Raw genomic sequence first — 24,293 nt, 5'->3', positions numbered from 1 at the left:
TGTGGTTATTCCATCGCGTAACCGACGATTATGTCCATTTTGACTACGTGGTTAACATGATATGCTGATCATAGCCGATTGCCGTAATCTCGATCACTTATTATCTGTGAATTTCCATCACGGTTACTAATATGTGAATTAGCTCACCGCTCCTATCCTTTTCATAAAAAAAATGGGTTGGCGATTGATTTTTGCGCCCAGGCCCCCACTTCTGATTACAGGGTTAACGTGTCCCACTTCATTCTATGCAGGTAGCGTAGCTGCCTGATGTCTAACAGGAGCCATTGTGCGCTGGATACCGTTTCTTGCTTTTTTTCTCTATGTGTATGTAGAGATCTCTATTTTTATTCAGGTTGCCCATGTGCTGGGTGTACTGCTGACACTGATTCTGGTGATTTTTACTTCAGTGGTTGGTATGTCTCTGGTGCGTAACCAGGGGTTCAAAAACCTGATGCTGATGCAGCAGCGTATGTCTGCAGGTGAAAGCCCTGCGGCTGAAATGATCAAAAGTGTTTCTCTGATTATTTCTGGCCTGCTGTTGATCCTGCCTGGGTTCTTCACTGATTTCCTGGGGTTGTTACTTCTGTTACCTCCCGTTCAGAAACACCTGACGATGAAATTAATGCCACATCTGCGGTTCAGCTGGATGGGCGGCAATTTTAATGGCGCAGGTCAGGGCGGGCAGACATTCGATGGCGAGTTTCAACGCAAAGATAATTCGTCAGACCGCCTTTCAGACCATGATCGTGATGAGCGATAAAAAAATCTGAAAATTTTTCATTTCTCCCCTTGAAGGGGAGAAAGAACATCCCCATCTCTCTGGTCACCAGCCGGAGAAGATGAACCGGCATAACCCCTATAACTGATACGGACTTTCTCAAAGGAGAGCTATCAATGAAAATTCGTCCATTGCATGATCGTGTGATCGTCAAGCGTAAAGAAGTTGAATCTAAATCAGCTGGCGGCATCGTTCTGACTGGCTCTGCTGCGGGTAAATCAACTCGCGGTGAAGTTTTGGCTGTGGGCAATGGCCGCATCCTGGAAAACGGTGAAATGAAACCTCTGGATGTGAAAGTGGGTGACATCGTAATTTTCAACGATGGTTACGGCGTTAAAGCTGAGAAGATCGACAATGAAGAAGTGTTGATCATGTCTGAATCCGACATCCTGGCAATTGTTGAAGCGTAATTACCACGCGTGATAACACTGAACGAACGAATTTAAGGGAAAGAAAATGGCAGCTAAAGACGTAAAATTCGGTAATGACGCCCGTGTAAAAATGTTGCGTGGCGTGAATGTCCTGGCAGACGCGGTAAAAGTTACCCTGGGCCCGAAAGGCCGTAACGTAGTTCTGGACAAATCTTTTGGTGCACCGACCATCACTAAAGACGGTGTATCTGTAGCGCGTGAAATCGAACTGGAAGACAAGTTCGAAAACATGGGCGCGCAAATGGTGAAAGAAGTTGCCTCTAAAGCGAACGACGCTGCAGGCGACGGTACCACCACTGCAACCGTTCTGGCGCAGTCTATCGTTAACGAAGGCCTGAAAGCAGTTGCTGCTGGCATGAACCCGATGGACCTGAAACGCGGTATCGACAAAGCAGTTGCTGCTGCTGTTGAAGAACTGAAAGCTCTGTCTGTACCTTGCTCTGATTCCAAAGCAATCGCTCAGGTAGGTACCATTTCTGCAAACTCCGACGAAACCGTGGGTAAACTGATTGCAGAAGCCATGGAAAAAGTGGGTAAAGAAGGCGTTATCACCGTTGAAGAAGGCACTGGCCTGCAAGACGAGCTGGACGTTGTAGAAGGTATGCAGTTCGACCGTGGCTACCTGTCTCCTTACTTCATCAACAAACCAGAAACTGGCGCTGTTGAACTGGAAAACCCGTTCATCCTGCTGGCTGACAAAAAAATCTCCAACATCCGCGAACTGCTGCCGGTTCTGGAAGCGGTAGCTAAAGCAGGCAAACCGCTGCTGATCATCGCTGAAGACGTTGAAGGTGAAGCACTGGCTACGCTGGTTGTTAACACCATGCGCGGTATCGTGAAAGTTGCTGCTGTTAAAGCTCCGGGCTTCGGCGACCGCCGTAAAGCAATGCTGCAGGATATCGCAGTACTGACTGGTGGTGCGGTGATTTCTGAAGAAATCGGCATGGAACTGGAAAAAGCAACTCTGGAAGACATGGGTCAGGCTAAACGCGTGGTTATCAATAAAGATACCACCATCATCATTGATGGCGTGGGCGATGAAGCTGCTATCCAGGGCCGTGTTGGTCAGATCCGTCAGCAGATCGAAGAAGCGACTTCTGATTACGATCGTGAAAAACTGCAGGAACGTGTTGCCAAACTGGCTGGCGGCGTAGCCGTTATCAAAGTTGGCGCAGCTACTGAAGTTGAAATGAAAGAGAAGAAAGCACGCGTAGAAGACGCACTGCACGCAACCCGTGCTGCTGTGGAAGAAGGCGTGGTTGCTGGTGGTGGTGTGGCGCTGGTTCGCGTTGCTGCGAAAATCGCTGGCCTGACTGCTGCAAACGAAGACCAGAATGTCGGTATCAAAGTTGCGCTGCGCGCAATGGAATCCCCGCTGCGTCAGATCGTGTCTAACGCCGGTGAGGAACCGTCAGTGGTTGCCAACAATGTGAAAGCGGGTGAAGGTAACTACGGTTACAACGCTGCAACTGAAGAATACGGCAACATGATCGATATGGGTATCCTGGATCCAACCAAAGTAACCCGTTCTGCACTGCAGTATGCATCTTCTGTTGCTGGCCTGATGATCACCACTGAATGCATGGTGACTGACCTGCCGAAAGATGACAAAGCTGATTTAGGCGCTGCTGGTGGTATGGGCGGCATGGGTGGCATGGGCGGCATGATGTAATTGCCCTGCACCTTAAGTTAGCAGAAAAAGCCCCTGGTGAATTTCACCGGGGGTTTTCTTTTTCTGGGTGTGGTATAAGGTTTATCTGGTTAAATTGGCGCGATTTTTTTTACTAATGGGGAATCATATGCAAATAAAACTATCGGCCGGGTTAATTGCCGTGGCTGCGTTATTGGCAGGGTGTAGCGCCAGTAATCAACTGACTTCCGCCGGGCAATCCGTTCGTTTTGTTGAAGATAAGCCTTCCAGTGAGTGCCAGTATCTGGGTACTGCAACAGGTGAGCAAAGTAACTGGTTGTCTGGCCAGGCCGGTAATGAAGGCGGCTCATTGCGTGGTGCAGCGAATGATCTGCGTAACAAAGCAGCTGCGATGGGCGGTAATGTGCTTTACGGTGTCAGCAGCCCAACCCAGGGCCTGGTTTCCAGTTTTGTACCAACGGCCAGTGAAATGACTGGTCAGGTTTATAAATGCGCGCAGTAACTGTTTTTTGGCACCGGGCAGTATGTGTCTGTGTACACACTGCCCGTGTGTGTTTCTTTTTTGAGTCGTTTTTTTCTGAACTGATGCTATACCCTGGCGCTGTCACTTTTCGCTGCAGCGTTAACATTTTACTGCTGGTTAATTCTCTTTTTCATCCCCGGCCATTTTTACGTCTTTCAGCTTCTCATTACTCTGTTTTTGTTTGCATCAAACGCAAATTATTAATTGCCATAATTAAGCGTTAATTAAATATATAACAATATGAACTCAGGTTATATTTAGCATGCTATATTAAACTTGGCTTTATTTATCAATATATTAAGATGCCTTAAGCTTTATTTATTGTGATATTTTTCACAGCATTCAAAACTTTCTGCGCTTAATAATAAATAAGGCTCAAGGTGCTTTGCTACCCTGCCGATAACAGAAAACAGATAAAAGTGAGTGCCTGTATTTTTGCGTTTTATTATTTCTGTTGAAAACCAGTTTTATACCAAAAATAAATCCATCGTTACCGGGAGGATGTATGAACATCACCAAGCGCTTGTTGCTTGCTTTTTCTCTGCTGATATTAAGTTTGATTGTTACCAATGTTATCTCAATGATTTCATTATCTAAGATAAGTGATGATGCAACCTATTTTCAGGCGAATACGTTGCCCAGTATTACTGTAATCAATAATGAAATGATGAAGGTTACCGATATCCGTTCTCAGTTATACCAGCATGGTTTAACCGAAGACCTGGCCGGAATGAATGCAATTAAAGCCAATGCGATCGCGCTTTATGATGAACTGTATAAAGCCCACCAGCATTACCTGAATGATTTGATCTCTGATGAGCATGATGCCGCGCTGACGAAAAAAACGATGGCGGACCTCGAAAGTTTCCGCGGCGTGATGGATCAGTTCTTTAAAATTTCTGAATCCAACGACCGTGCAGAAGTTACCAAAGCGATGCGTACCGGCGGGCTGGTGGCAGACAAGGTCAGCCTGTTGGCACAGGATTTTAAAACACAGGTTGAATACAACAACCAACTGGTTAATGAAGCCAACCAGAAAAGTAGTAGTCTGATTCACCGCTCAATGACGCTGTCTGTTTCTGCCACATTACTGGCCACCATTATTCTTGGTGCGTTTGGTCTGGTGACAGTGCTTGGTATTCGCCGCCGCCTGAATGAAATGAAAAGCGGTATGGTCACCATCAGTGAAAACCTGGATTTAAGCCACCGTATGTCTGCTGGCCGCCAGGATGAAATTGGTATGGCTATCACTGCATTTAATAACCTGGTTGCCCGGGTGGCTGAAGCCATGGGGCAGGTACGTGGTGCCTCGCGCTCAGTCAGCTCTGCGGCCAATGAAATTTCACTGGGTAATAACGAACTGTCTGCCCGTACTGAACAGCAGTCTGCGGCGGTAGTTGAAACAGCGGCAAGCATGGAAGAACTCAGCTCTACTGTTAAACAGAACGCCCAGAACGCGCATCAGGCAAGCCAGTTGGCAATTGCCGCGTCAGACACTGCGACCCATGGCGGGCAGGTAGTCAGCTCTGCAGTAGCCCGAATGAAAGACATTAGCGACAGTTCACGCCGTATTGCTGAAATTACATCCGTCATTAACGGGATTGCTTTCCAGACCAATATTCTGGCACTGAATGCTGCGGTGGAAGCGGCCCGTGCAGGTGACCAGGGGCGTGGGTTTGCGGTTGTGGCAGGGGAAGTTCGCTCACTGGCACAACGCAGTGCTCAGGCGGCAAAAGAGATTGAGACCCTGATTCAGGAGTCAGTTAAACATGTGGATGAAGGCGCCCGTCAGGTGGATCTGGCTGGTGAAAGCATGAGCGGTATTGTGAACTCAGTAACCCAGGTGAAAGACCTGATGCAGGAAATCGCCGCCGCGTCGGATGAGCAAAACCGTGGGATTGGCCAGATTGCCCAGGCTATGACGGAAATGGATACCACAACACAGCAAAACGCCGCGCTGGTACAGGAATCGTCTGCAGCTGCAAACAGCCTTGAAGACCAGGCAGACAAGTTGCAGCAAATGGTCAATGTGTTCCGGTTACCGGGGGGACACCATGAACCAGCCGCACCATCCCGTTCCCGTGCGCCACAACTGGCAGCACCAGCGGGTGCAGGTGGGAACGACACTGGCTGGGAAACGTTTTAACGCATAACAAGCCCGAAAGCCTGTCACGCCCTCTTTCCCGGTAGGCTGACAGGCACCTTTCACTGCCGAGGCAGGAGCCCGGCAGTGCTTTTTTTTTGGATTTTTACCTGAACGTGGTGTGAGTACAGCCAGGAACTAGTGCTGACGTAACTGCAGGTCCAGTGGTGTTTTGCTGGGCTCCCCGCCAATTTCCCTTGCCAGTTTAGGTACCAGGTATCCAGATACCAGAGTGAGTAGCTCGCGCATAATGGCCCGCGCTTCGTCATCTGAAACCAGAAAGTGGGCAGCACCCTGCACTTTATCCAGAATATGCAGGTAATAGGGCAGGATCCCGGCATCAAACAACGTATTACTGAGCTGCGCCAGGGTTTGTGCATTATTGTTCACGCCTTTGAGTAGCACGCTCTGGTTGAGTAGTGTCACGCCTGCCGCATGTAACCGGGCCATTGCCGCCCGCACTGTATCGTCGATTTCCTGCGCATGGTTAATATGGTTGACCAGCAGTACCTTCAGGCGAGACGCCATGATTCGTTCGCACAATGCGGGTGTTACCCGGGCAGGTATGACCACGGGCAGACGGCTGTGGATACGTAACCGTTTAATGTGTGGAATCGCCTCCAGGGCGGTTATCAGCCAGTCCAGTTCATGGTCTTTCGCCATGAGCGGGTCACCACCGGAGAAAATAATTTCATCCAGTTCCGGGTGAGCCTTAATGTAGTCCAGCGCGCTTTGCCAGTTGCGTTTATTGCCCTGATTTTCGGCATACGGGAAGTGGCGACGGAAACAATAACGGCAATTGACTGCACAACCACCTTTTACCAGCAATAACGCACGGTTACGGTATTTGTGTAATAAACCAGGCACGACACTGTGTTGTTCATCCAGGGGATCCTCGCTAAACCCGGCCACGTTGGTAAACTCTTGTTTGCTGGTAAGTACCTGAACCAGCAACGGATCATTGGGGTTTCCCGGCTCCATTCGAGCCACAAATGCACGGGGAACACGCAAAGCAAACAGCCGCCTGGCATCACGCCCGGCGAGCAGCGTTTCATTAGCGTCTACATTTAAAATATTCAGAAGTTCATCAGGATCGGTTATAACATCGGCAAGTTGCGCTAACCAATCTTCTCTGGAGGGGGTTTTTAGGGTTACAATGTGTGCCATTTTTTTGGCTAAGCTACCAGTTAATAATTTCAGAGGGCCTTATGGCGACTTACTATAGCAACGATTTTCGTTCTGGTCTTAAAATCATGTTAGATGGCGAACCTTACGCGGTTGAAGCCAGCGAATTCGTTAAACCAGGGAAAGGTCAGGCTTTTGCGCGTGTTAAGCTGCGCCGTCTGTTGACCGGTACCCGTGTAGAAAAAACCTTCAAATCTACTGATTCCGCAGAAGGTGCTGATGTTGTCGATATGAACCTGACTTACCTGTACAACGATGGTGAGTTCTGGCACTTCATGAACAACGAAACCTTCGAACAGCTGGCTGCAGACGCGAAAGCTATTGGTGAAAACGAAAAATGGCTGCTGGATCAGGCTGAGTGCATCGTGACTCTGTGGAATGGTCAGCCGATTTCTGTGACTCCGCCGAACTTCGTTGAGCTGGAAGTGGTTGAAACCGATCCGGGCCTGAAAGGTGATACTGCCGGTACTGGCGGTAAACCAGCTACGCTGTCTACTGGCGCAGTGGTAAAAGTGCCGCTGTTCGTTCAGATTGGTGAAGTTATCCGTGTTGATACCCGCTCTGGCGAATATGTATCTCGCGTGAAATAAGCTGAATTCTGTTTTACGGTGCGGGCGTGATGCCTGCGCCGTAAAGTGTCTGTGCATTGTCTTCCGGGGTTATGCGATGGTAAGAGCGGTTCAATCACTGGTTATCATTCTGGTTGTTGCGTTATTGTCTGGTTGTAATACGGCCCGGGGCTTTGGTGAAGATATCCAGCACCTCGGCGGAGCGATTCAGCGCGCCTCCGACTAATCTTTTTCAGTCTGGTCTTAATTTTTCGCTGCACACTTTCTGGTGCACTATCCTTGTTATTGTCTCTGACCAATAAATGACGACAGATAAGGAGCGATTATGAGCAAGAAAACGATTGCGGCGCTTATTGCTGCGTTGATCTGTACCTCTGTTCTGACTGCCTGTAATACTACTCGCGGTGTCGGGCAAGATATTCAGGAAGGCGGTAGCGCTATTTCTGATGCAGCAACCAATGCCCAGAAATAATCACAGTAAGAATTTAGACATTGGCGAAGTGATGGTGTCTGCGGGTACCATCATTTCGTTTTCTCAGGTTAAAAATAACGCCAGGCGGTTATTTACCCCAAGTTTCATACGGATATTGCGTTTGTAGGTATAAACGGTTTTTACCGATATCCCCATTTGGCTGGCAATATTTTCATTACTGGTCTCATGCTCCCACAAAGCCAGAATTTTTTCTTCTCTGAGCGTCAGTAATGGCGTGAGGTCTCGTTGTAACCCAAAGGGGGGGCGAGAAAAAAGCGACTCCTGTAATATTTCCTTAATATTCTCAAGTGAATTGTTTTTATCGAGTATTTTCCATGCCCCCATCGCATCATGCAACGCCCCCAATTCAGGCGGTGTGTGGTCACTTTGCTGAATAATTAACCGGGTTGATGAACCGCAGGCAAGAGAAATCGAAGCCAGTTGTTGTACGTGATGTATTTCTTTCAGAAAGCCATGAAAGTCAGCCATCACGATATTTGGCTGGTGCCGCAATATATACTCTCGGGCAAATAATAAGTTATCTGTGTCAACAATATTAAAATTTACCGATAAATATCCTGATGACATGACCAGAGATTTCAACCCGAAGCGGCTAAAGTAACAACGATCCACAAGTAATACGCTAAACATACATATTCTGCATCCGGTAACAAAAATAGCCTGAGCCACTTTCCAGGGTAAGGTGCCATGATAAAAAGAAAATCCGCTAACTGAATTATGGAACTGGCAGCAGAAGCAGTGCTATTTCTCACGTTAGTCAAGCAAGAAAGTGGTGGTTGCATTGCCATAGCAGGTTTGCAAGAATGAAAAGTTGTCTTTTTGTATAACCTTTATGCACGCATGCCTGTGTGGGTAAGGTTCTGCACGAAAATATTCCCCCGTTCAGGACGACCTGTAGCGGTTTTTTCATTACACATTGGGGACGGCCCCTCAGGAGCCCCGATGTCATGGTTATTACTCATTCTTGCCGGTTTGCTGGAAGTGATTTGGGCTGCCGGGCTAAAACACACCCACGGCTTCAGCCGCTTTTATCCTTCTGTTGTTGTTCTTGGCGCGATGGCGCTCAGTTTGTTATTGCTCTCACATGTGATTAAAAGCCTGCCCGCTGGCACTGCGTATGCCGTATGGAGTGGTATTGGTGCGGTGGGGGTAGTGATTATTGGGATTGTCTGGGAAGGGGAGCCCGCAACACCGGCCAGGCTTTTCAGCCTGGCAATGATTGTTGCGGGTATCCTGGGCGTTAAACTATTTAGCCACTGACGGCGCCTGTTTTACCCAAATCAGCTTGCTGGTATCAAAGCCTTGCTGCTGGGCCAGGTGGATATACTGATTTTTTACTTTCTGGCTGAGTGTTGGGGTGCGGGACAATATCCACAAATAGTTTTTGTCCGGCCCACACAGCAGGGCATGTTGGTAATATTTATCAACAGCCATCACATTATAACCACCATAGAAGGGCCCAAAGAACGAGACCTTCAGTGCGCCTTTAGTGGGCTCACCTGTGAACCAGGCTTCACCCTCTGCCGACTGCCATATGCCACGCGCCGGGTTATAGCCGCGGTTAATTACACTGACGCCACCATTTACCTGTAAACCGTACGTGGCCGTGACTTGCTCCAGCCCACTTTCAAAGGGGTGGTCAAGGCGGGCTATTTCATACCAGGTGCCAAGATAGCGGTTGATGTTGAAATTCTCGACAACGGTAACGCCGGGTGGGGGAACGGGATTGCTGCAGCCTGTTAACGTGGCGACGCCAAGCAGGATGGCGAGACATAAACTTTTACGCATGGTGTGCTTCCTTTTTTCTTTTAAGTGTAGGAAGTCACGGGAAAAATGTAGGGGAAAGTGCAGAATTTTTTTATGGCCTGGCGGCAGGCTCTGCCGCCAGGTTTGAGTGTGGTATTAAATAAAGGCCACACCAATCAGTGTAACAACGGTCAGGATTGCAGCCAGCCCGTAAAATACCCATTTGCCGGCAGGAACATGAATCTTCATGTCATGCATACCGTGGTGGATACGGTGCAGGCCACACCACAAAGGCAGGACTATCATCAGGAAAATAAACACCCGGCCAATAAAGCTTTGAGCAAAGGCCAGAACACGTTCATACCCCAGAGCTTCGCCAGGGTAAAAACCCAGCGGCAGCAAAATCCCGACCAGCAGGACGATAACAGGTGCGATAATCGCTCCCCACATACCGCCACCACCAAACAGCCCCCAAAATACCGGTTCGTCGGAACGCTTCAGTTGTTGATTTGTCATAATGCCTCCCTTACCAGAACAACGCCACGCCAAGAATCACGACAGTGACAATGGCAGTGACTGCCCACAGTGCGCGAATCAGGGGTTGTGGGGGTAGTTTCTCACCTTTAACGATCAGAATGGCGGCTTTCGGCGCCAGTTCGAACCAGGTTTTGGTATGCAGCAGGGCTGCAGCCAGGGTAATCAGGTTTAAAATGATAACCACTGGGTTTTGCAGGAAGCCAACAAAGCCCGCCCAGGATTCAGCCCCGCCTTTTAATGCATACAACCCATAAATCAGGATGATGCTGAACCAGACGGTTGGCACTGAGGTACCTTCACGAAGCATATAGAAACGGTAAAACGGCAGTTTTTGCCACCAGTCCGGAGCAACTGCCCGCACATAAGGTTTACGTTTTGTGGTCATGCTGCACTCCTTAGCGTGGTTTCAGGGTGGCGATTAAAAAGTCCTTCGCACTTTCCACTTTTGTTTGCTGAATTGCGGCTGCCGGGTCGACATGTTTCGGGCAGACTTCAGAACAAAAGCCGACAAATGTGCAGGGCCACACACCGTTTTCACCGTTAATCACTGGCATACGCATTTTCTTGCCATGATCACGGCTGTCCAGATTGTAGCGATGGGCCAGCGTCAGGGCTGCCGGGCCAATAAACTCCGGATTAAGGCCAAATTGTGGGCAGGCGGCGTAACACAACCCGCAGTTAATACACCCGGAAAACTGGTGATAACGCGCCATTTGCGCAGGTGTTTGGGTATTTGGCCCTTGTTCTGGCGAGCGATTATTGCCAATGATGTAGGGCTTAATCGCCTCAAGGCTTTCAATGAAGTGGGTCATGTCCACCACAAGATCGCGCTCAATGGGGAAATTCGCCAGTGCTTCAATTTTAATGCCCTGGGTGTAATCACGCAGGAAGGTTTTACAGGCCAGTTTGGGGATTTTGTTGACCATCATGCCGCAGGAACCGCAAATCGCCATACGGCAGGACCAGCGGTAGCTCAGGTCTGGCGCCAGGTTATCTTTGATATAGCCCAGTGCATCCAGCAATGAAGTTTGTTCATCCCATGGCACATCGTAAAACACACTGTGTGGCTCGTTATCCGTTTCCGGGTTATAACGCACCACTTCCAGTTTCATGGTTTTCATCTCAGCCATTCGCCGTCTCCTTTTTATCGGCTGCTTCCGCTTCGGCGCCATAAACGCGTTTTGCTGGTGGCAGAGTGGTGATTTTCACATCGCTGTATTCAAGATGGGTGTGCCCTTCGGCATCCCTGAACGCCAGGGTATGTTTGAGGAAGTTCACATCATCACGCTCTGTGCAACCTTCATCAAGGCGTTGATGCGCCCCACGGGATTCTTTACGTGCCAGTGCTGAGTGCGCCATACATTCGGCAACATTCAGGCCGTGGCCCAGTTCTATGGTGTAAAGCAAATCGGTGTTGAACACGCTGGAGGTGTCGGTAATGCGCACACGCTTGAAGCGCTCCTGCAATTCAGCCAGTTTATCGATGGTTTTTTGCATCAGTTCCGGCGTACGGTAAATCCCGCAGCCTTCTTCCATCGACAGGCCCATTTCGTCGCGAATTTTCGCCCAGTTTTCGTTCCCTTCCTGGTTTACCAGGGTTGTCAGGCGGCGTTCAATATCAGCGACCTGAGCATTCAGGGCATTGTCATTACCGGCACTTGCCTGTGCAGCGTGCGCCATCGCTTTTTCACCCGCCATGCGGCCAAACACCACCAGTTCCGCCAGAGAGTTGGACCCCAGACGGTTGGCTCCGTGCAGCCCCACAGAAGAGCACTCGCCGACAGCGAACAAACCAGAAATACGGGTTTCACATTCGGTGTTGGTTTCAATGCCACCCATGGTGTAGTGCGCTGTTGGGCGAACTGGAATAGGTTCTTTGATGGGATCCACACCGACATAAGCTTTCGCCAGTTCACAAATAAATGGCAGGCGCTCAAGCAGTTTTTTCTCACCAAGGTGGCGTAAGTCCAGATACACCACATCGCCCCTTGGCGTTTCAATGGTGCGGCCAGCACGCCACTCATGCCAGAAGGCCTGCGAAACTTTGTCGCGCGGGCCCAATTCCATATATTTGTTCTTCGGTTCACCCAGTGGGGTTTCTGGCCCCATACCGTAATCCTGCAGGTAACGGTAGCCGTCTTTGTTGACCAGAATACCACCTTCACCACGGCAGCCTTCTGTCATCAGAATACCGGAGCCCGGCAAACCGGTGGGGTGATACTGCACGAATTCCATATCCCGCAGCGGTACGCCATGAGCCAGTGCCATGCCCATACCGTCGCCGGTGACAATCCCGCCGTTAGTGTTATAGCGATAAACACGGCCAGCGCCGCCGGTTGCCATAACCACGGCATTGGCACGGATTTGCACCAGTGTCCCTTCCATCATATTCATGGCGACCAGGCCGCGCACGTGGCCTTCATCAACCAGAATGTCTAGGACAAAGTGTTCATCGAAGCGGTGAATTTGTGGGAATTGCAGAGAAGTTTGGAACAGGGTGTGGAGCATATGAAAGCCGGTTTTATCTGCGGCAAACCAGGTCCTTTCTATTTTCATCCCCCCAAAACGACGCACGTTAACCGACCCGTCAGGGCGGCGGCTCCATGGGCATCCCCATTGCTCCAGTTGCGTCATCTCTGTTGGGCAGTGATGAACGAAATAATCAACAACGTCCTGTTCACAGAGCCAGTCACCACCTGCAACGGTATCGTGAAAATGATACTCGAAACTATCATGATCTTGTGCGACCGCGGCAGAACCACCTTCAGCAGCAACAGTGTGGCTGCGCATTGGGTAGACTTTGGATATCAGCGCGATGGTGGCTTGTGGATTCGCCTGCGCTGCCGCAATTGCGGTGCGAAGACCTGCACCGCCGGCACCAATTATAGCGATATCAGCTTGAATGGTTTGCACGACATTCCTCCAGATTATGGTTATTTCGCAACGCATCTGTTCCAAAGGTAGCTCACACAATGGCCGATAGCGAAAGCGAACGTTTTCCCCTGCTCCTTGGTGGGGAGGACAGTATAACCTTGCTAAAAAGAGGGAAAATTGACGTGTTCGATTTTTTTGTTGATATCCGCAACAATCAACTAATGTCACTGACTGACTTACAAAAAAATGGGCCAGGCCAGGCATGACGGGCTTATTCGGCAAATTTTGCTGTGCAAAATTTGTCTCTTTATGGAGATGCGAGTAGACTGCGTGCCCTTGTGTCAAACCGGAGAAAGTAACATGAGCGATACGGCAACCTGGCAGCCGGGCGCATCAGTCCCCAATTTATTGAAACGTGCTGAAATTATGGCCGGAATACGGCGTTTTTTTTCAGACCGGGGCGTCCTTGAAGTCGAAACCCCCTGTATGAGCCAGGCAACGGTTACTGACGTCCATTTGGTGCCTTTCGAAACACGTTTTGTTGGGCCGGGTCATTCACAAGGGATGAACCTGTATTTAATGACCAGCCCGGAATACCACATGAAGCGCTTGCTTGCTGCAGGCTGTGGGCCGGTCTATCAGTTATGCCGTAGTTTCCGTAATGAAGAAATGGGGCGCTACCATAACCCTGAATTCACTATGCTGGAATGGTACCGGCCTTGCTATGACATGTATCGCCTGATGAACGAGGTGGATGACTTATTACAGCAAGTGCTGGAGTGTAGCCCGGCAGAGTCACTTTCTTATCAGCAGGCGTTTCAGCGTCATCTTGAAATCGACCCACTGTCTGCAGATAAACAGCAGTTACGTGAAGTTGCCGCTCGCCTTGATTTAAGTAATATCGCTGATACCGAAGAAGACCGCGATACCTTGTTGCAACTGTTGTTTGCTATGGGTGTAGAGCCGCATATTGGCAAAGATAAACCGACCTTTGTGTACCATTTCCCGGCAAGCCAGGCCGCACTGGCGCAAATCAGTACCGAAGATCACCGTGTGGCTGAGCGCTTTGAAGTCTATTTCCGGGGTGTGGAGCTGGCGAATGGTTTCCACGAACTGACAGACGCGGGTGAACAACAGCAGCGCTTTGAGCAGGATAACCGTAAACGTGCCGCGAAAGGGCTTCCTCAACAGCCCGTGGACGTTAACCTGCTGGAAGCACTGAAAGCCGGTATGCCGGATTGTTCTGGTGTCGCTCTGGGTGTTGATCGCCTGGTGATGCTGGCGCTGAATGCTGAAAGTTTATCTGAGGTAATGGCTTTTACTGTCGACCGGGCCTGATCCACGCACGCGTAACAGGCGCAATAAAACACCCCTGCCAGAGTATGGCGGGGGTGTTTTTTTTACAGGCTACCGGGTGAACGCACGCTTTTGCCCGCAGAGGTCAGGGTGGTTGCGCTACGTTTGCCATCCAGTGATTCAAGCCGCATTTGGAAAGGTGGGAACGGCAGGTCAATATTATGCTCCCGGAAGCCCAGCAGGATTAACTGGTGGAGCTCATGGCGTAACGGCATCCGGTGCCCCATTTCAGCCGCGTAGATTCGCAGTTCAAACAGTTGAATGCCCTGTTGCAAATCCACCAGGTAAGCTTCAGGTGGTGGGTTATCAATCACCAGCGAACACCGGTGCGCGGCTGTCAGCAAGATCCCCGTAACGGTTTCGGTATCGGCTTCCACAGGGGCCGGGACACTGAGCACCACACGAGTAACAGAATCAGACAGCGACCAGTTAATAAACTGTTCAGTAATAAACGCCTTATTGGGGACAATTATCTCTTTACGATCCCAGTCGCTGATAGTCGTTGCCCGGGTGTTAATTTTGGTAATACTGCCTGTCAGGTCTCGAATCGTTACGGTATCGCCAATACGAATGGGTTTTTCAAACAAGATAATCAGCCCGGAAATAAAGTTGGCGAAAATCTCCTGTAAACCAAAGCCCAGCCCCACGCCTAACGCGGCAACCAGCCACTGTAATTTGGCCCATTCAATACCAATCATGGAAAACCCGACCAGGCCGCCCAGCAGCATCAGCAAATATTTGGTGACGGTAGTAATGGCATAACCGGTGCCAGGGGTCAGATCCAAATGCTGCAGTATAGCCAGCTCCAACAGAGCAGGTAGATTACGCACCAGTTGCATAGTGATGATGAACACCAGAATGGCGATAAGCACAGCACCAACGGTAATGGGTTCGATGCTTTCCACACCCTGTACAGTGGTGGTGACATCCCACAATGAAATGTTCTCCAGGAAGCTGAACGCCGAATGGATCTCCGACCATAACGCGATCACCGAGATCAATGCGACCAGTGTCAGCAGGGATCGCACCAGGCGGAGAGACTGCGCGCTGATCGTATCCAGATCTATCTCGGTATCTTCAGGAAGATCCGGGCTGCCTTCCGCACTGTGCCCTTGCACTGATTCTTCTTCGCCTTTCGCTCGCTGAGCAAGGATCTCCGCCCGGCGGTGTTTGGCCCGGTCGAATGCCAGCCGGCGGCGCTGAATAAACATCCAGCGGCGCACAATATGGTAGATGACCAGCAGCAAAAACCAGATGGCGACAGAGGTTTCCAGGCGCGCCAGCAACGCCTGCGACGTTGCGAGGTAACCCACCAGTGATGCCAACGCAGACAGTACAGGCGCGCAGATCAATAAGTTCCAGAACAGGCGGTTGAGGACATTGTCACCATTGCCCTGCTTATCCAGCCACAGTGGGATCCCGGCACGTTTTAAACTGAGAGTGACAATAGCCAGTGCACCACAGATAAAGACAAAACACAGGCGGCCGAGTGAAGCGGAAAACTCCCGGTCATTGAGGTTATCGAACATGATAAGCGCCATAATCAGCGGCACAATTAAACCAATGCTCATCAGGTAATAACGCATAGCCCGGGCTACCCGGTGGCGCGGCCAGCCGAAATGAGCCACAAACAGGCCATTGCTGCGTGCAAAGGCGGCGCAAATCATCACCACCCACAGCAAGGGTACCGTGGCAGTTACACCGTCGCCAACTGCGACTGCGATTGGCCACGGCCAGGCCTGTTGTAAACCATGGCCCAGAATGCCCCATAGCACGGGTAACGGGGAGGCAACCAGAATCGACCAGAACACAGTGCGAATGGTGAGATAAAAGTGATCCTGGGTGACTTTGCCAACTTTACTGCTGGAACGTTCAAGGAAAGCTGAAAAGTGGCGACGAGAACTGATACTGAACCCCACCAGAACCAGAGCAGCAAATAAAGGGATCAGGGTTTCCCGGCTGGTCAGCATCATACCTGCGGCGTTGCCTAATTGCCCCAGAGTATCAAGCGAGAGCAGGCGGCGCAGATCCTGCATGATATCCAGCGGCCAGCTCAGGGATATGGCGCTGACATCCGCCGTCCAGAACAGGTAGCGGTGAGTGGCTTCGTTGACCTCTTTCAGCGCATCTTCCAACTGGCTGTTGGCGACGCGCAATTTCGTTAATTCAAGGATAAGCGCATCGCCACCCTGTAAGAGTGAACTCAGTAATTCACGCTGGGTGCGTAACTGGGCGTCAAGAATCTTACTTTGCTCCGGAGTCAGTGGCTGGCCACTGGCCTGGCGAACCTGGCGCAACTGCGGTTGTTTATTCAGTTGATCTTCATAACGCAACCGTTGAACACGGATTTGCGCCATTTCGGTATCTACCTGCTGTGGTTTGGGCATTTCGGGCAGGCGCGCCACCTGAGCGCGAAGTGTTTCGCCCAGAACATTAGACACCCCTAACCACTGTGACTGTTCACGCAGGGTATTGAGCGCCTGGCGTACTTGCAGAATCTGGTTGGCAGCCTGGCGCTGCTGAGAAGCGACCAGATCCATGCGTTGCGCCTGAAGATTCAGCGCCTGAGAAAGTTCACGGTTAACAGTAAACTGGGCCTCGATTTCTGGGGGCAGGTTTTCGCTGTTTTCCGCTAACAGCTCGGTGCTTTCCAGCGCTTTTTCTGCCTCGCGCTGGCGCTGGTTATTTAATTGATTACGTAGCGCCTGTAACCGCCCGTCCAGTTGTTCACTCTGTTTCTCCGCAAGGCTTGCCCGCAGGCGTGCCAGTTCCTGGCGATTATTTGCAGAAAGCTGAGCCAGTTCCAGCTCAGTAAGCCTGGCGCGCAGGCGAGCAATATCCGCCTGGAGTGCCCACTGCTGTGCCTGTGCCAGAGGTGTATTGGAAACATTGATACCTGAACGGCGCTCCAGTTCGCCAAGCTGGCGGCGGATATCGGTTTGCTGCTGCGGCAACTGGTTCAGTGAATCGGTAATATCGCGGCTTTTTTCCTGCTCCTGCTGAGCTTCGCGGGTTTTATCCAGCAATTTGCTGCTGACCTGGAGAATCTCCTGGTTAAGCACGTCCGCTGACAACCCCGCAGGGATTTTTTCCGCCTCTGATGAGGGCTGGTTAGCCAGTTGCTGGCGTAACGCTTGAGAGAGTTTGGGAAAGTTATCGATAACCTGCTGGTATTCATCAGCCTGTTGCCGGGCGTGCTCACGCTCTTCAAGAGAGCTCAATGCAGCCTGAAGGGTTTCAATCAGTTCAGCCTGGCCTGGCTGGTTCTTGTTAGCTTTCGCTTGCTCCAGTGCCTGAGCAATAGCGTCGTTATCCGTAGAAGAAGGGGCGGCGTGCGCCCCCAGGCTGAGACTCAGGGTCACCAGAAACAGGATTAGCAGGCGCACGTTGCGTACTCGTCGGTTAGTAGTTAACTGTCTTCAGCGGCGGGTTGAACCTGCTCTGTTGCCAGGTTGTCGCCTTGTTCAGCGTGAGCCACACTTCCCCAGGCCAGTGTGTCGCCAAGGCGGGTGGTCAGCAATGGCTTGAGTTGTTCATCCAGCGTCACTTTACCTGGCGCAAACAGGTTAATCACGGTTGAGCCCAGTTTAAAACGCCCCATTTCCTGGCCTTTCAGTAACGCAACCGCATCTTCCTGGCTGCCGTCAGGCCAGGTCCAGCGTTTAATTATCCCTTCCCGTGGCGGAGTGACGGTACCAGCCCATACAGTTTCAATACTGCCAACGATGGTCGCGCCCACCATAATTTGTGCCATTGGGCCAAACTCGGTATCAAACAGGCAAATAACTCGTTCGTTACGGGCAAACAGATTAGGCACATTTTGCGCGGTTAACGGGTTGACGGAGAACAGGTCGCCCGGCACGTAAATCATTTCCCGCAGAATGCCGTTGCAGGGCATATGCACCCGGTGGTAATCCCGCGGGGATAAGTACGTAGTGACGAAGCTGCCATTACGAAACAGTGCCGCCATGTTGTAGTTACCTGCCAGCAAGGCTTCCAGCGTGTAATCATGGCCTTTCGCCTGCAGCAGTTTATCGTCTTCAATCGCCCCGCACTGGCTCACCGCGCCATCGGCTGGCATTACCAGAGCATTTGGGTCGGTGTTCAGACGGCGCGCATCTTCCCGTAAAGGGCGCACGAAAAATTCGTTGAAGGTACGGTAACTGGCAGTATCCGGCTTTTGCGCTTCTTTCATGTCAACTTTGTAGCATTTAACGAACGCATCAATCACCAGTTTGGTCAGCCAGCCTGCGCGCTTGTTTGCGCCCCAGCCAGCCAGCCGGGTCAGCCACAGTTTGGGCAGAATGTATTGAAGTGAAAGTTTAATGTTATTTAGCAAGTTAGCCTCCAGGCCGTTGTATTGCTTTTCCTTGCCCGGCATCGCGTGTTGACCGGGCCTGTATACAGGGCGACGAATTTTAACGGCAGCCTGCCTGGTTGTCAGTTATCGGTTTCTGAAAAATTCTTACGGGTTTTGACTTGCGCCATGCTTTCCAGAATGCGGTGATAGTTTTCAAAACGGGTTTCAGCTATTTCACCGCGTTCAACGGCAGCGCGCAGGGCGCAACCGGGATCATTGTTATGGCTGCAGTCGCGGTATTTACAGGTGCCTAAATAATCATGGAATTCGACAAAACCCTGGGTGATTTGTTCCGCTTCCAGGTGCCACAGACCAAATTCACGAACGCCGGGGGAGTCAATGACATCACCACCATGGGGGAAGTGATAAAGGCGCGCGGCGGTGGTGGTATGCTGCCCAAGGCCAGAAACATCGGAAACGTCGTTAGTCAGGATTTTTTCTTCATCCAGCCCTAACAACGCATTCAGCAAACTGGATTTCCCCACACCAGACTGGCCAGCAAAGATACTGATACGGCCTGTCAGCAGGGTTTCAAGCTCTTCCAGCCCCTGGTGAGCATGGCTGGAAACCATCAGTACGCGGTAACCAATTTTGCGGTAAATATCCATTTGCTCGTTCACGAAGTTCAGTGCGTCTTCATCAAGCAAATCGGTTTTATTGAGCACCAGCAATGGTTCAACATCCAGGGTTTCGCAGGCAACCAGATAACGGTCAATAATATTCAGGGAGAGTTCCGGCAGAATTGCAGAGACAATCACAATTTGATCGATATTGGCAGCGATGGGTTTTATCCCGTCATAATAATCAGGCCGGGTCAGTACGGAGGCTCGTTCGTGCACCGCCTCGACGATGCCGTTGACCATCACGCCTTCAGCTGCGGGTTTGCCCGGGCGCCAGACCACGCGGTCGCCAGTAACCAGGGATTTGATGGTACGGCGAATGTTGCAACGGTGGACTTCGCCGTCGGAGGATTCAACGTCAGCGTGCATACCGAAACGGCTGATAACGATACCCTCTTGTGGCTCGCCAAACAGCGTATCGTCGTAATCTGTTTTCTCCGTAGGGTTTTTCAACCTGCGCTGGTGGTTCGCTTTCACGCGGCGTTGTTGGCCTTTGGAGAGTTTATTTTTACTCAATCGTGGTGGCTCCTGGTCGCCCACAATGGGCAAAACCTCTATGATACACGCTATTTTATACGAAATAACCGATTGTCAGTGCGCCAAGAGACGAAAAGGACAGAAAAAGCATGAGTGCGAAAGAAAATAACCTGATTTGGATTGACCTGGAAATGACAGGGCTGGATCCGGAACGTGACCGCATTATTGAGATTGCCACGCTGGTAACTGATGCCGATTTGAATATTCTGGCTGAAGGCCCGGTAATTGCCGTGCACCAGTCTGATGAGCAGTTGGCGCTGATGGACGACTGGAATGTGCGTACCCACACGGCCAGTGGCCTGGTTGAGCGTGTGAAATCCAGCCAGATGGATGACAACGCAGCACAGCAGGCGACACTGGAATTTTTGCGTGAATGGGTGCCTGCCAATACTTCGCCGATTTGCGGTAACAGTATCGGCCAGGATCGCCGTTTTTTATTCAAATACATGCCGGAGCTTGAAGCTTATTTTCACTACCGCTATCTAGATGTCAGCACACTGAAAGAGCTGGCTCGCCGCTGGAAACCAGAAATTCTCAGTGGATTTAAGAAACAAGGTGCTCACCAGGCGCTGGATGACATTCGTGAATCCGTGGCGGAACTGGCTTATTACCGCGAGAATTTTATCAAGTTGTAACAAGCTGGGTGAGGGCAAGCCCCTCATCCGCTGGGAAAATCACCATTTTGTTGAATAAATCATCATTCAAACAAAAAGCACGAAATTTTCTCATTCAGGGCTTGCGGTAAATGCGAATTCTCGTATAATGCGCCTCCCGTGACGATGCTGTTTTGCAGAGTTGCACAGGGCGGGAATAGCTCAGTTGGTAGAGCACGACCTTGCCAAGGTCGGGGTCGCGAGTTCGAGTCTCGTTTCCCGCTCCAAAATTTGACAGGCCGTCAGGCCAGCACCACCCAAGCGGGAATAGCTCAGTTGGTAGAGCACGACCTTGCCAAGGTCGGGGTCGCGAGTTCGAGTCTCGTTTCCCGCTCCAAAATTTGACAGGCCATCAGGCCAGTACCACCCAAGCGGGAATAGCTCAGTTGGTAGAGCACGACCTTGCCAAGGTCGGGGTCGCGAGTTCGAGTCTCGTTTCCCGCTCCAAATTTTTCTCATCATACTATCCACAGCATTGAAGTGCTGCAGGGTGGTTTTTTTATTGCCTGGAAAAAAGTTGTGAACAAACTTATCCACAGGTTGATAAAAAAGTCACTGCCCCGGTTTATTTCGGTTTTTTATGGCGTGTAATCATGTAACTTAATGATTTTTAAGTTATTTAAATATATTGATAAATGTTACCTGGATCACTTGACGATTTTTTTACTGTTGAATGACAACCTGTTTTTTTTCTTATGAACAGGCTGTGGATACTTACGCATCCCGGGATAATCCTTTTTCAATGGCCCTGACCAGGCGTTGTTGTTGCGCTGAAGACACGGTCACACTCAATGCTTCCCGCTTCGCTAATTGTTGCGCAATCGCCCATTCAATATGCTCATCCAGAAGTGGGTGCTCACCTCTGCGTTGTTCCAATGCATTAAGTACCGCACTTTCCCAGGGAGCATTCCCCAGCGCTATCGCAATATTTCTTAGCCAGCGCAGGTGCCCTATTCGGCGAATCGCCGAACCTTCGGTTACTTTAAGGAACCGGGTTTCATCCCAGGCAAATAATTCCAGCAGTTCTGGGGTGTGTAACGCTTTACGTGGTGAGAAATCGGCTTCATCCGTCAGTTGGGAAAAGCGGTTCCATGGGCAAATTAGCTGGCAATCATCACAGCCGTAAATACGGTTGCCCAGCAAAGGACGGAATTCCTCAGGAATGACACCTTCATATTCAATGGTAAGGTAGGAAATACAGCGCCTGGCATCCACGGTATAAGGCGCGACAATCGCCTGGGTTGGGCACATAGTCATGCAGGCAACACAGCGCCCACAGCCTTCTTCAACCGGCTGGTCAACGGGCAGTGGGATATCCACCAGTAACTCACCAAGAAAAAAGAATGAGCCGGCTTCTTTGTTGAGGATAAGTGAGTGCTTACCTGTCCAGCCTAACCCGGCTTTTTCAGCCAGAGGGCGTTCAAGAAGAGGCGCTGAATCTACGAAAGGTCTAAAATTCAGTTCAGTACAGTGTTCACGAATGCGCTCGCCGAGTTGCTTCAGGCGCTGGCGTAGTAGCTTGTGGTAATCGCGCCCCAGCGCATAACGGCTGACATAACCAAGGCGTGGGTTCTTCAGCGTACTGGCAAAAGCGGCACCGGTGGGGAGATAATTCATGCGCACACTGATAACCCGCAATGTACCCGGCAATAATTCATGGGGGCGAGCGCGCATCATGCCATGGCGTGCCATCCACTCCATTTCTCCGTGATACTGTTTGTCGAGCCATGCCTGGAGCGCGGGTTCACTGGCGCTCAGGTCTGTATCGCAAATACCGACCTGCTGGAACCCCAGTTCCTTGCCCCACTGTTTAATTTTTTGCGCTAATTCACCAAGAACGAAGGGCTGAGACATGACGGACCATTACCTGAACAGAAACTCTGCAAGTATACCACAGTCAGTCTGGTCCGCAGACTGGTTGCGTAAGGCGGAAGCCCGGGCTGCGGCCGCAACGGGTGTCTCACTGTATGAACTGATGCAGCGGGCGGGTGAAGCCGCGTTTGCTGTCGCCCGCAGTACTTTTCCCGCAAGCCACCACTGGCTGGTGTTATGCGGCCACGGTAACAACGGCGGTGACGGCTATGTGGTTGCCCGTTATGCGCAGGCTGCCGGTATTCAGGTTACTGTACTGGCAGTTGAGAGCGACAAACCCTTGCCGGATGAAGCGCAGGCCGCACGCAGCGCCTGGCTGGCGGCGGGGGGGCTCATTTCCCCGGTTACCTCGGCCTGGCCGCAGCAGGTTGACCTGATTGTCGATGGGCTACTGGGAACCGGTATTCGCCAGGCTCCCAGAGAAAACCTTGCCGCGGTAATCGAGCAGGTGAACCAGCACCCGGCTCCGGTATTGGCTCTGGATGCGCCATCAGGCCTGGATGCCAATACCGGCACCACGCCGGGGGCGGTAGTCTCAGCCAGCCATACAGTGACGTTTATCGCCCTGAAAACCGGCTTGTTGACCGGGAAAGCCCGCGATGTAGTGGGGCAACTGCATTACCATGCTCTGGGGCTGGAAGGCTGGCTGGCGGAGCAGGATGCGCCGGTGAAGCGTTTTGATCAGGGTGACCTGAAATGCTGGTTGCATCCGCGCAGAGCGACATCCCATAAAGGGAACCATGGCCGCCTGGTGGTGATTGGCGGCGATACCGGTACTGCCGGGGCGATTCGCATGGCTGGTGAAGCGGCGCTGCGTGCCGGAGCTGGTTTGGTCAGGGTACTGACACGCCCGGAAAATGCCACTGCGTTATTGACTGCGCGCCCGGAATTGATGGTTCAGGCTCTGACGCCTGAATCGCTCGATGAGAGCCTGCGCTGGGCAGATGTCGTGGTGATTGGCCCGGGGCTGGGCCAGCAGGACTGGGGGCGTGATGCCTTTGAACGCGTAAAGCATTCGGCTAAACCGATGCTATGGGATGCGGATGCACTGAACCTTCTGGCAATAAATCCCATAACAGGTGACAATCGCGTGATGACGCCGCATCCTGGCGAAGCCGCGCGTTTGCTGGGGTGCTCTGTTGCTGAAATCGAAAGTGATCGCTTACTTTCCGCCCGCCGTCTGGTTGAGCAATATGGCGGGTGTGTGGTGCTGAAAGGTGCGGGCACTGTTATCGCCACTGCCGGTCGCCAGGCTATTATTGACGTGGGCAATCCAGGCATGGCAAGTGGCGGTATGGGGGATGTGTTGTCTGGTATTATCGGGGCGTTATTAGCCCAGCATCTTCCGCTATTTGATGCTGCCTGCGCGGGCTGTGTGGCGCATGGTGCCGCTGCAGATAGTTTGGCGGCACGTTATGGCACACGCGGTATGCTGGCAATGGATCTATTGTCTGCACTGTATTCGTTTGTTAACCCTGAAATTGAATTGATGAAATCATGACAAATTGTGTTATCCCACTGGCCGATGAACAGGCAACGATTCACCTTGGCGAACGTCTCGCAAAAGCCTGCCAGGGGGCGACGGTAATTTATTTATATGGTGATCTGGGTGCCGGTAAAACCACGTTCAGCCGGGGCTTCTTGCAGGCCCTGGGGCATAAGGGCAATGTGAAAAGCCCAACTTACACCCTGGTAGAACCTTATGACCTTGGCGATATGATGGTGTATCACTTTGACCTGTACCGCCTGGCAGACCCGGAAGAACTCGAATTTATGGGCATTCGTGATTACTTTACCCGTGATGCGATTTGCCTGGTTGAATGGCCGCAGCAAGGTACTGGTGTGTTACCCGAGCCTGATGTAGAACTGCATTTATCCTGGCAGGGAGAAGGTCGTGAAGCGGTAGTCACCCCTGTCTCTGAAGCAGGAACGGCTTTGGTGGCCCGTCTGGCTAATTAACAAGGA

General features: G+C 51.2%; 25 protein-coding genes and 3 tRNA genes. 17 read left to right on the top strand and 11 right to left on the bottom strand.

Going from position 1 to position 24,293, the window contains the following annotated elements; all coding sequences use genetic code 11:
* The first annotated feature begins 286 nt into the window (after window positions 1-286).
* From DT73_RS02140 to DT73_RS02115, 5 genes are all read left to right on the top strand, one after another.
* Window positions 287-760, top strand: coding sequence for an FxsA family protein (locus tag DT73_RS02140; RefSeq protein ID WP_036103191.1), 474 nt, complete (start codon window positions 287-289; stop codon window positions 758-760).
* Between the two features lie 134 nt (window positions 761-894).
* Window positions 895-1,188 (top strand): co-chaperone GroES, encoded by a 294-nt coding sequence (locus DT73_RS02135; protein WP_036103188.1) that lies wholly within the window; start codon window positions 895-897, stop codon window positions 1,186-1,188.
* Between the two features lie 46 nt (window positions 1,189-1,234).
* On the top strand, window positions 1,235-2,881 hold the full coding sequence (gene groL, locus DT73_RS02130) for a chaperonin GroEL (protein WP_036103186.1): 1,647 nt from the start codon (window positions 1,235-1,237) through the stop codon (window positions 2,879-2,881).
* Window positions 2,882-3,008: 127 nt separating this feature from the next.
* Window positions 3,009-3,362, top strand: a complete 354-nt coding sequence (locus DT73_RS02125) for a DUF4156 domain-containing protein (RefSeq protein WP_036103184.1) — start codon at window positions 3,009-3,011, stop codon at window positions 3,360-3,362.
* Between the two features lie 526 nt (window positions 3,363-3,888).
* The gene (locus DT73_RS02115; RefSeq protein WP_036103177.1) at window positions 3,889-5,529 is read left to right on the top strand and encodes a methyl-accepting chemotaxis protein; all 1,641 of its coding nucleotides are present in this window, start codon (window positions 3,889-3,891) and stop codon (window positions 5,527-5,529) included.
* A 135-nt stretch (window positions 5,530-5,664) separates the two neighbouring features.
* Here DT73_RS02115 and epmB read toward each other — a convergent pair whose 3' ends face one another.
* Window positions 5,665-6,693, bottom strand: a complete 1,029-nt coding sequence (gene epmB, locus DT73_RS02110) for an EF-P beta-lysylation protein EpmB (RefSeq protein ID WP_036103174.1) — start codon at window positions 6,691-6,693, stop codon at window positions 5,665-5,667.
* 41 nt (window positions 6,694-6,734) lie between these two features.
* Between epmB and efp the strand changes: the two genes are divergently transcribed.
* The 3 genes from efp to DT73_RS02100 all read left to right on the top strand — a co-directional run bounded on the left by efp (window position 6,735) and on the right by DT73_RS02100 (window position 7,752).
* The gene (gene efp / locus DT73_RS02105) at window positions 6,735-7,301 is read left to right on the top strand and encodes an elongation factor P (protein ID WP_036103171.1); all 567 of its coding nucleotides are present in this window, start codon (window positions 6,735-6,737) and stop codon (window positions 7,299-7,301) included.
* Between the two features lie 76 nt (window positions 7,302-7,377).
* Window positions 7,378-7,506: an entericidin A/B family lipoprotein gene (locus tag DT73_RS25305; RefSeq protein WP_072006892.1), complete on the top strand. Its 129-nt coding sequence runs from the start codon at window positions 7,378-7,380 to the stop codon at window positions 7,504-7,506.
* A gap of 99 nt (window positions 7,507-7,605) precedes the next feature.
* Complete coding sequence (locus DT73_RS02100; RefSeq protein WP_036103168.1) at window positions 7,606-7,752, top strand: entericidin A/B family lipoprotein; 147 nt, start codon at window positions 7,606-7,608, stop codon at window positions 7,750-7,752.
* Between the two features lie 63 nt (window positions 7,753-7,815).
* On the opposite strand, the gene DT73_RS02095 is transcribed toward DT73_RS02100, so the two are convergent.
* Window positions 7,816-8,442, bottom strand: coding sequence for a LuxR C-terminal-related transcriptional regulator (locus tag DT73_RS02095; RefSeq protein ID WP_235234368.1), 627 nt, complete (start codon window positions 8,440-8,442; stop codon window positions 7,816-7,818).
* A gap of 273 nt (window positions 8,443-8,715) precedes the next feature.
* Between DT73_RS02095 and sugE the strand changes: the two genes are divergently transcribed.
* A complete protein-coding gene (gene sugE, locus DT73_RS02090; RefSeq protein WP_036103163.1) occupies window positions 8,716-9,033 on the top strand; it encodes a quaternary ammonium compound efflux SMR transporter SugE in 318 nt (105 codons plus the stop codon).
* On the opposite strand, the gene blc is transcribed toward sugE, so the two are convergent.
* The 5 genes from blc to frdA all read right to left on the bottom strand — a co-directional run bounded on the left by blc (window position 9,019) and on the right by frdA (window position 12,969).
* Window positions 9,019-9,561: an outer membrane lipoprotein Blc gene (gene blc / locus DT73_RS02085; RefSeq protein WP_036103161.1), complete on the bottom strand. Its 543-nt coding sequence runs from the start codon at window positions 9,559-9,561 to the stop codon at window positions 9,019-9,021. The two genes, sugE and blc, sit on opposite strands and share 15 nt — an antisense overlap.
* A gap of 114 nt (window positions 9,562-9,675) precedes the next feature.
* Window positions 9,676-10,035, bottom strand: a complete 360-nt coding sequence (gene frdD / locus DT73_RS02080; RefSeq protein ID WP_036103159.1) for a fumarate reductase subunit FrdD — start codon at window positions 10,033-10,035, stop codon at window positions 9,676-9,678.
* 10 nt (window positions 10,036-10,045) lie between these two features.
* A complete protein-coding gene (frdC, locus tag DT73_RS02075; RefSeq protein WP_036103157.1) occupies window positions 10,046-10,441 on the bottom strand; it encodes a fumarate reductase subunit FrdC in 396 nt (131 codons plus the stop codon).
* Window positions 10,442-10,451: 10 nt separating this feature from the next.
* A complete protein-coding gene (locus DT73_RS02070) occupies window positions 10,452-11,186 on the bottom strand; it encodes a succinate dehydrogenase/fumarate reductase iron-sulfur subunit (protein ID WP_036103155.1) in 735 nt (244 codons plus the stop codon).
* On the bottom strand, window positions 11,179-12,969 hold the full coding sequence (frdA, locus tag DT73_RS02065) for a fumarate reductase (quinol) flavoprotein subunit (protein ID WP_036103153.1): 1,791 nt from the start codon (window positions 12,967-12,969) through the stop codon (window positions 11,179-11,181). Before frdA ends, DT73_RS02070 begins: the two co-directional genes overlap by 8 nt.
* A gap of 59 nt (window positions 12,970-13,028) precedes the next feature.
* On the opposite strand from frdA, the gene DT73_RS26385 reads away from it, so the two are divergent.
* Window positions 13,029-13,196, top strand: a complete 168-nt coding sequence (locus tag DT73_RS26385) for a hypothetical protein (protein WP_160173949.1) — start codon at window positions 13,029-13,031, stop codon at window positions 13,194-13,196.
* Window positions 13,197-13,290: 94 nt separating this feature from the next.
* Complete coding sequence (epmA, locus tag DT73_RS02060) at window positions 13,291-14,268, top strand: elongation factor P--(R)-beta-lysine ligase (RefSeq protein WP_036103151.1); 978 nt, start codon at window positions 13,291-13,293, stop codon at window positions 14,266-14,268.
* Window positions 14,269-14,330: 62 nt separating this feature from the next.
* On the opposite strand, the gene mscM is transcribed toward epmA, so the two are convergent.
* From mscM to rsgA, 3 genes are all read right to left on the bottom strand, one after another.
* Window positions 14,331-17,672, bottom strand: a complete 3,342-nt coding sequence (gene mscM / locus DT73_RS02055) for a miniconductance mechanosensitive channel MscM (RefSeq protein ID WP_036103149.1) — start codon at window positions 17,670-17,672, stop codon at window positions 14,331-14,333.
* Between the two features lie 23 nt (window positions 17,673-17,695).
* Window positions 17,696-18,625, bottom strand: a complete 930-nt coding sequence (gene asd, locus DT73_RS02050) for an archaetidylserine decarboxylase (RefSeq protein WP_036103514.1) — start codon at window positions 18,623-18,625, stop codon at window positions 17,696-17,698.
* A 101-nt stretch (window positions 18,626-18,726) separates the two neighbouring features.
* The gene (gene rsgA, locus DT73_RS02045; RefSeq protein ID WP_036103148.1) at window positions 18,727-19,782 is read right to left on the bottom strand and encodes a small ribosomal subunit biogenesis GTPase RsgA; all 1,056 of its coding nucleotides are present in this window, start codon (window positions 19,780-19,782) and stop codon (window positions 18,727-18,729) included.
* A 110-nt stretch (window positions 19,783-19,892) separates the two neighbouring features.
* On the opposite strand from rsgA, the gene orn reads away from it, so the two are divergent.
* The 4 genes from orn to DT73_RS02025 all read left to right on the top strand — a co-directional run bounded on the left by orn (window position 19,893) and on the right by DT73_RS02025 (window position 20,903).
* The gene (gene orn / locus DT73_RS02040) at window positions 19,893-20,438 is read left to right on the top strand and encodes an oligoribonuclease (RefSeq protein WP_036103147.1); all 546 of its coding nucleotides are present in this window, start codon (window positions 19,893-19,895) and stop codon (window positions 20,436-20,438) included.
* A 169-nt stretch (window positions 20,439-20,607) separates the two neighbouring features.
* A tRNA-Gly gene (locus tag DT73_RS02035) sits at window positions 20,608-20,683 on the top strand.
* 34 nt (window positions 20,684-20,717) lie between these two features.
* A tRNA-Gly gene (locus DT73_RS02030) sits at window positions 20,718-20,793 on the top strand.
* Between the two features lie 34 nt (window positions 20,794-20,827).
* Window positions 20,828-20,903 (top strand) — tRNA-Gly (locus tag DT73_RS02025).
* Between the two features lie 267 nt (window positions 20,904-21,170).
* Here DT73_RS02025 and queG read toward each other — a convergent pair.
* Window positions 21,171-22,310 (bottom strand): tRNA epoxyqueuosine(34) reductase QueG, encoded by a 1,140-nt coding sequence (gene queG / locus DT73_RS02020; protein WP_036103145.1) that lies wholly within the window; start codon window positions 22,308-22,310, stop codon window positions 21,171-21,173.
* On the opposite strand from queG, the gene nnr reads away from it, so the two are divergent.
* Window positions 22,309-23,829 carry a bifunctional ADP-dependent NAD(P)H-hydrate dehydratase/NAD(P)H-hydrate epimerase gene (gene nnr / locus DT73_RS02015; protein ID WP_036103143.1) on the top strand — a complete coding sequence of 507 codons (1,521 nt, stop codon included), beginning with the start codon at window positions 22,309-22,311 and terminating at the stop codon, window positions 23,827-23,829. The two genes, queG and nnr, sit on opposite strands and share 2 nt — an antisense overlap.
* Complete coding sequence (gene tsaE / locus DT73_RS02010; protein WP_036103142.1) at window positions 23,826-24,287, top strand: tRNA (adenosine(37)-N6)-threonylcarbamoyltransferase complex ATPase subunit type 1 TsaE; 462 nt, start codon at window positions 23,826-23,828, stop codon at window positions 24,285-24,287. The genes nnr and tsaE overlap by 4 nt, the downstream gene beginning before the upstream one ends.
* Window positions 24,288-24,293 lie beyond the last annotated feature (6 nt).

The sequence above is a fragment of the Mangrovibacter sp. MFB070 genome, from assembly GCF_000705335.1.
Lineage (GTDB): Bacteria > Pseudomonadota > Gammaproteobacteria > Enterobacterales > Enterobacteriaceae > Mangrovibacter > Mangrovibacter plantisponsor.
This window is presented reverse-complemented; position numbering and strand designations above follow the sequence as displayed.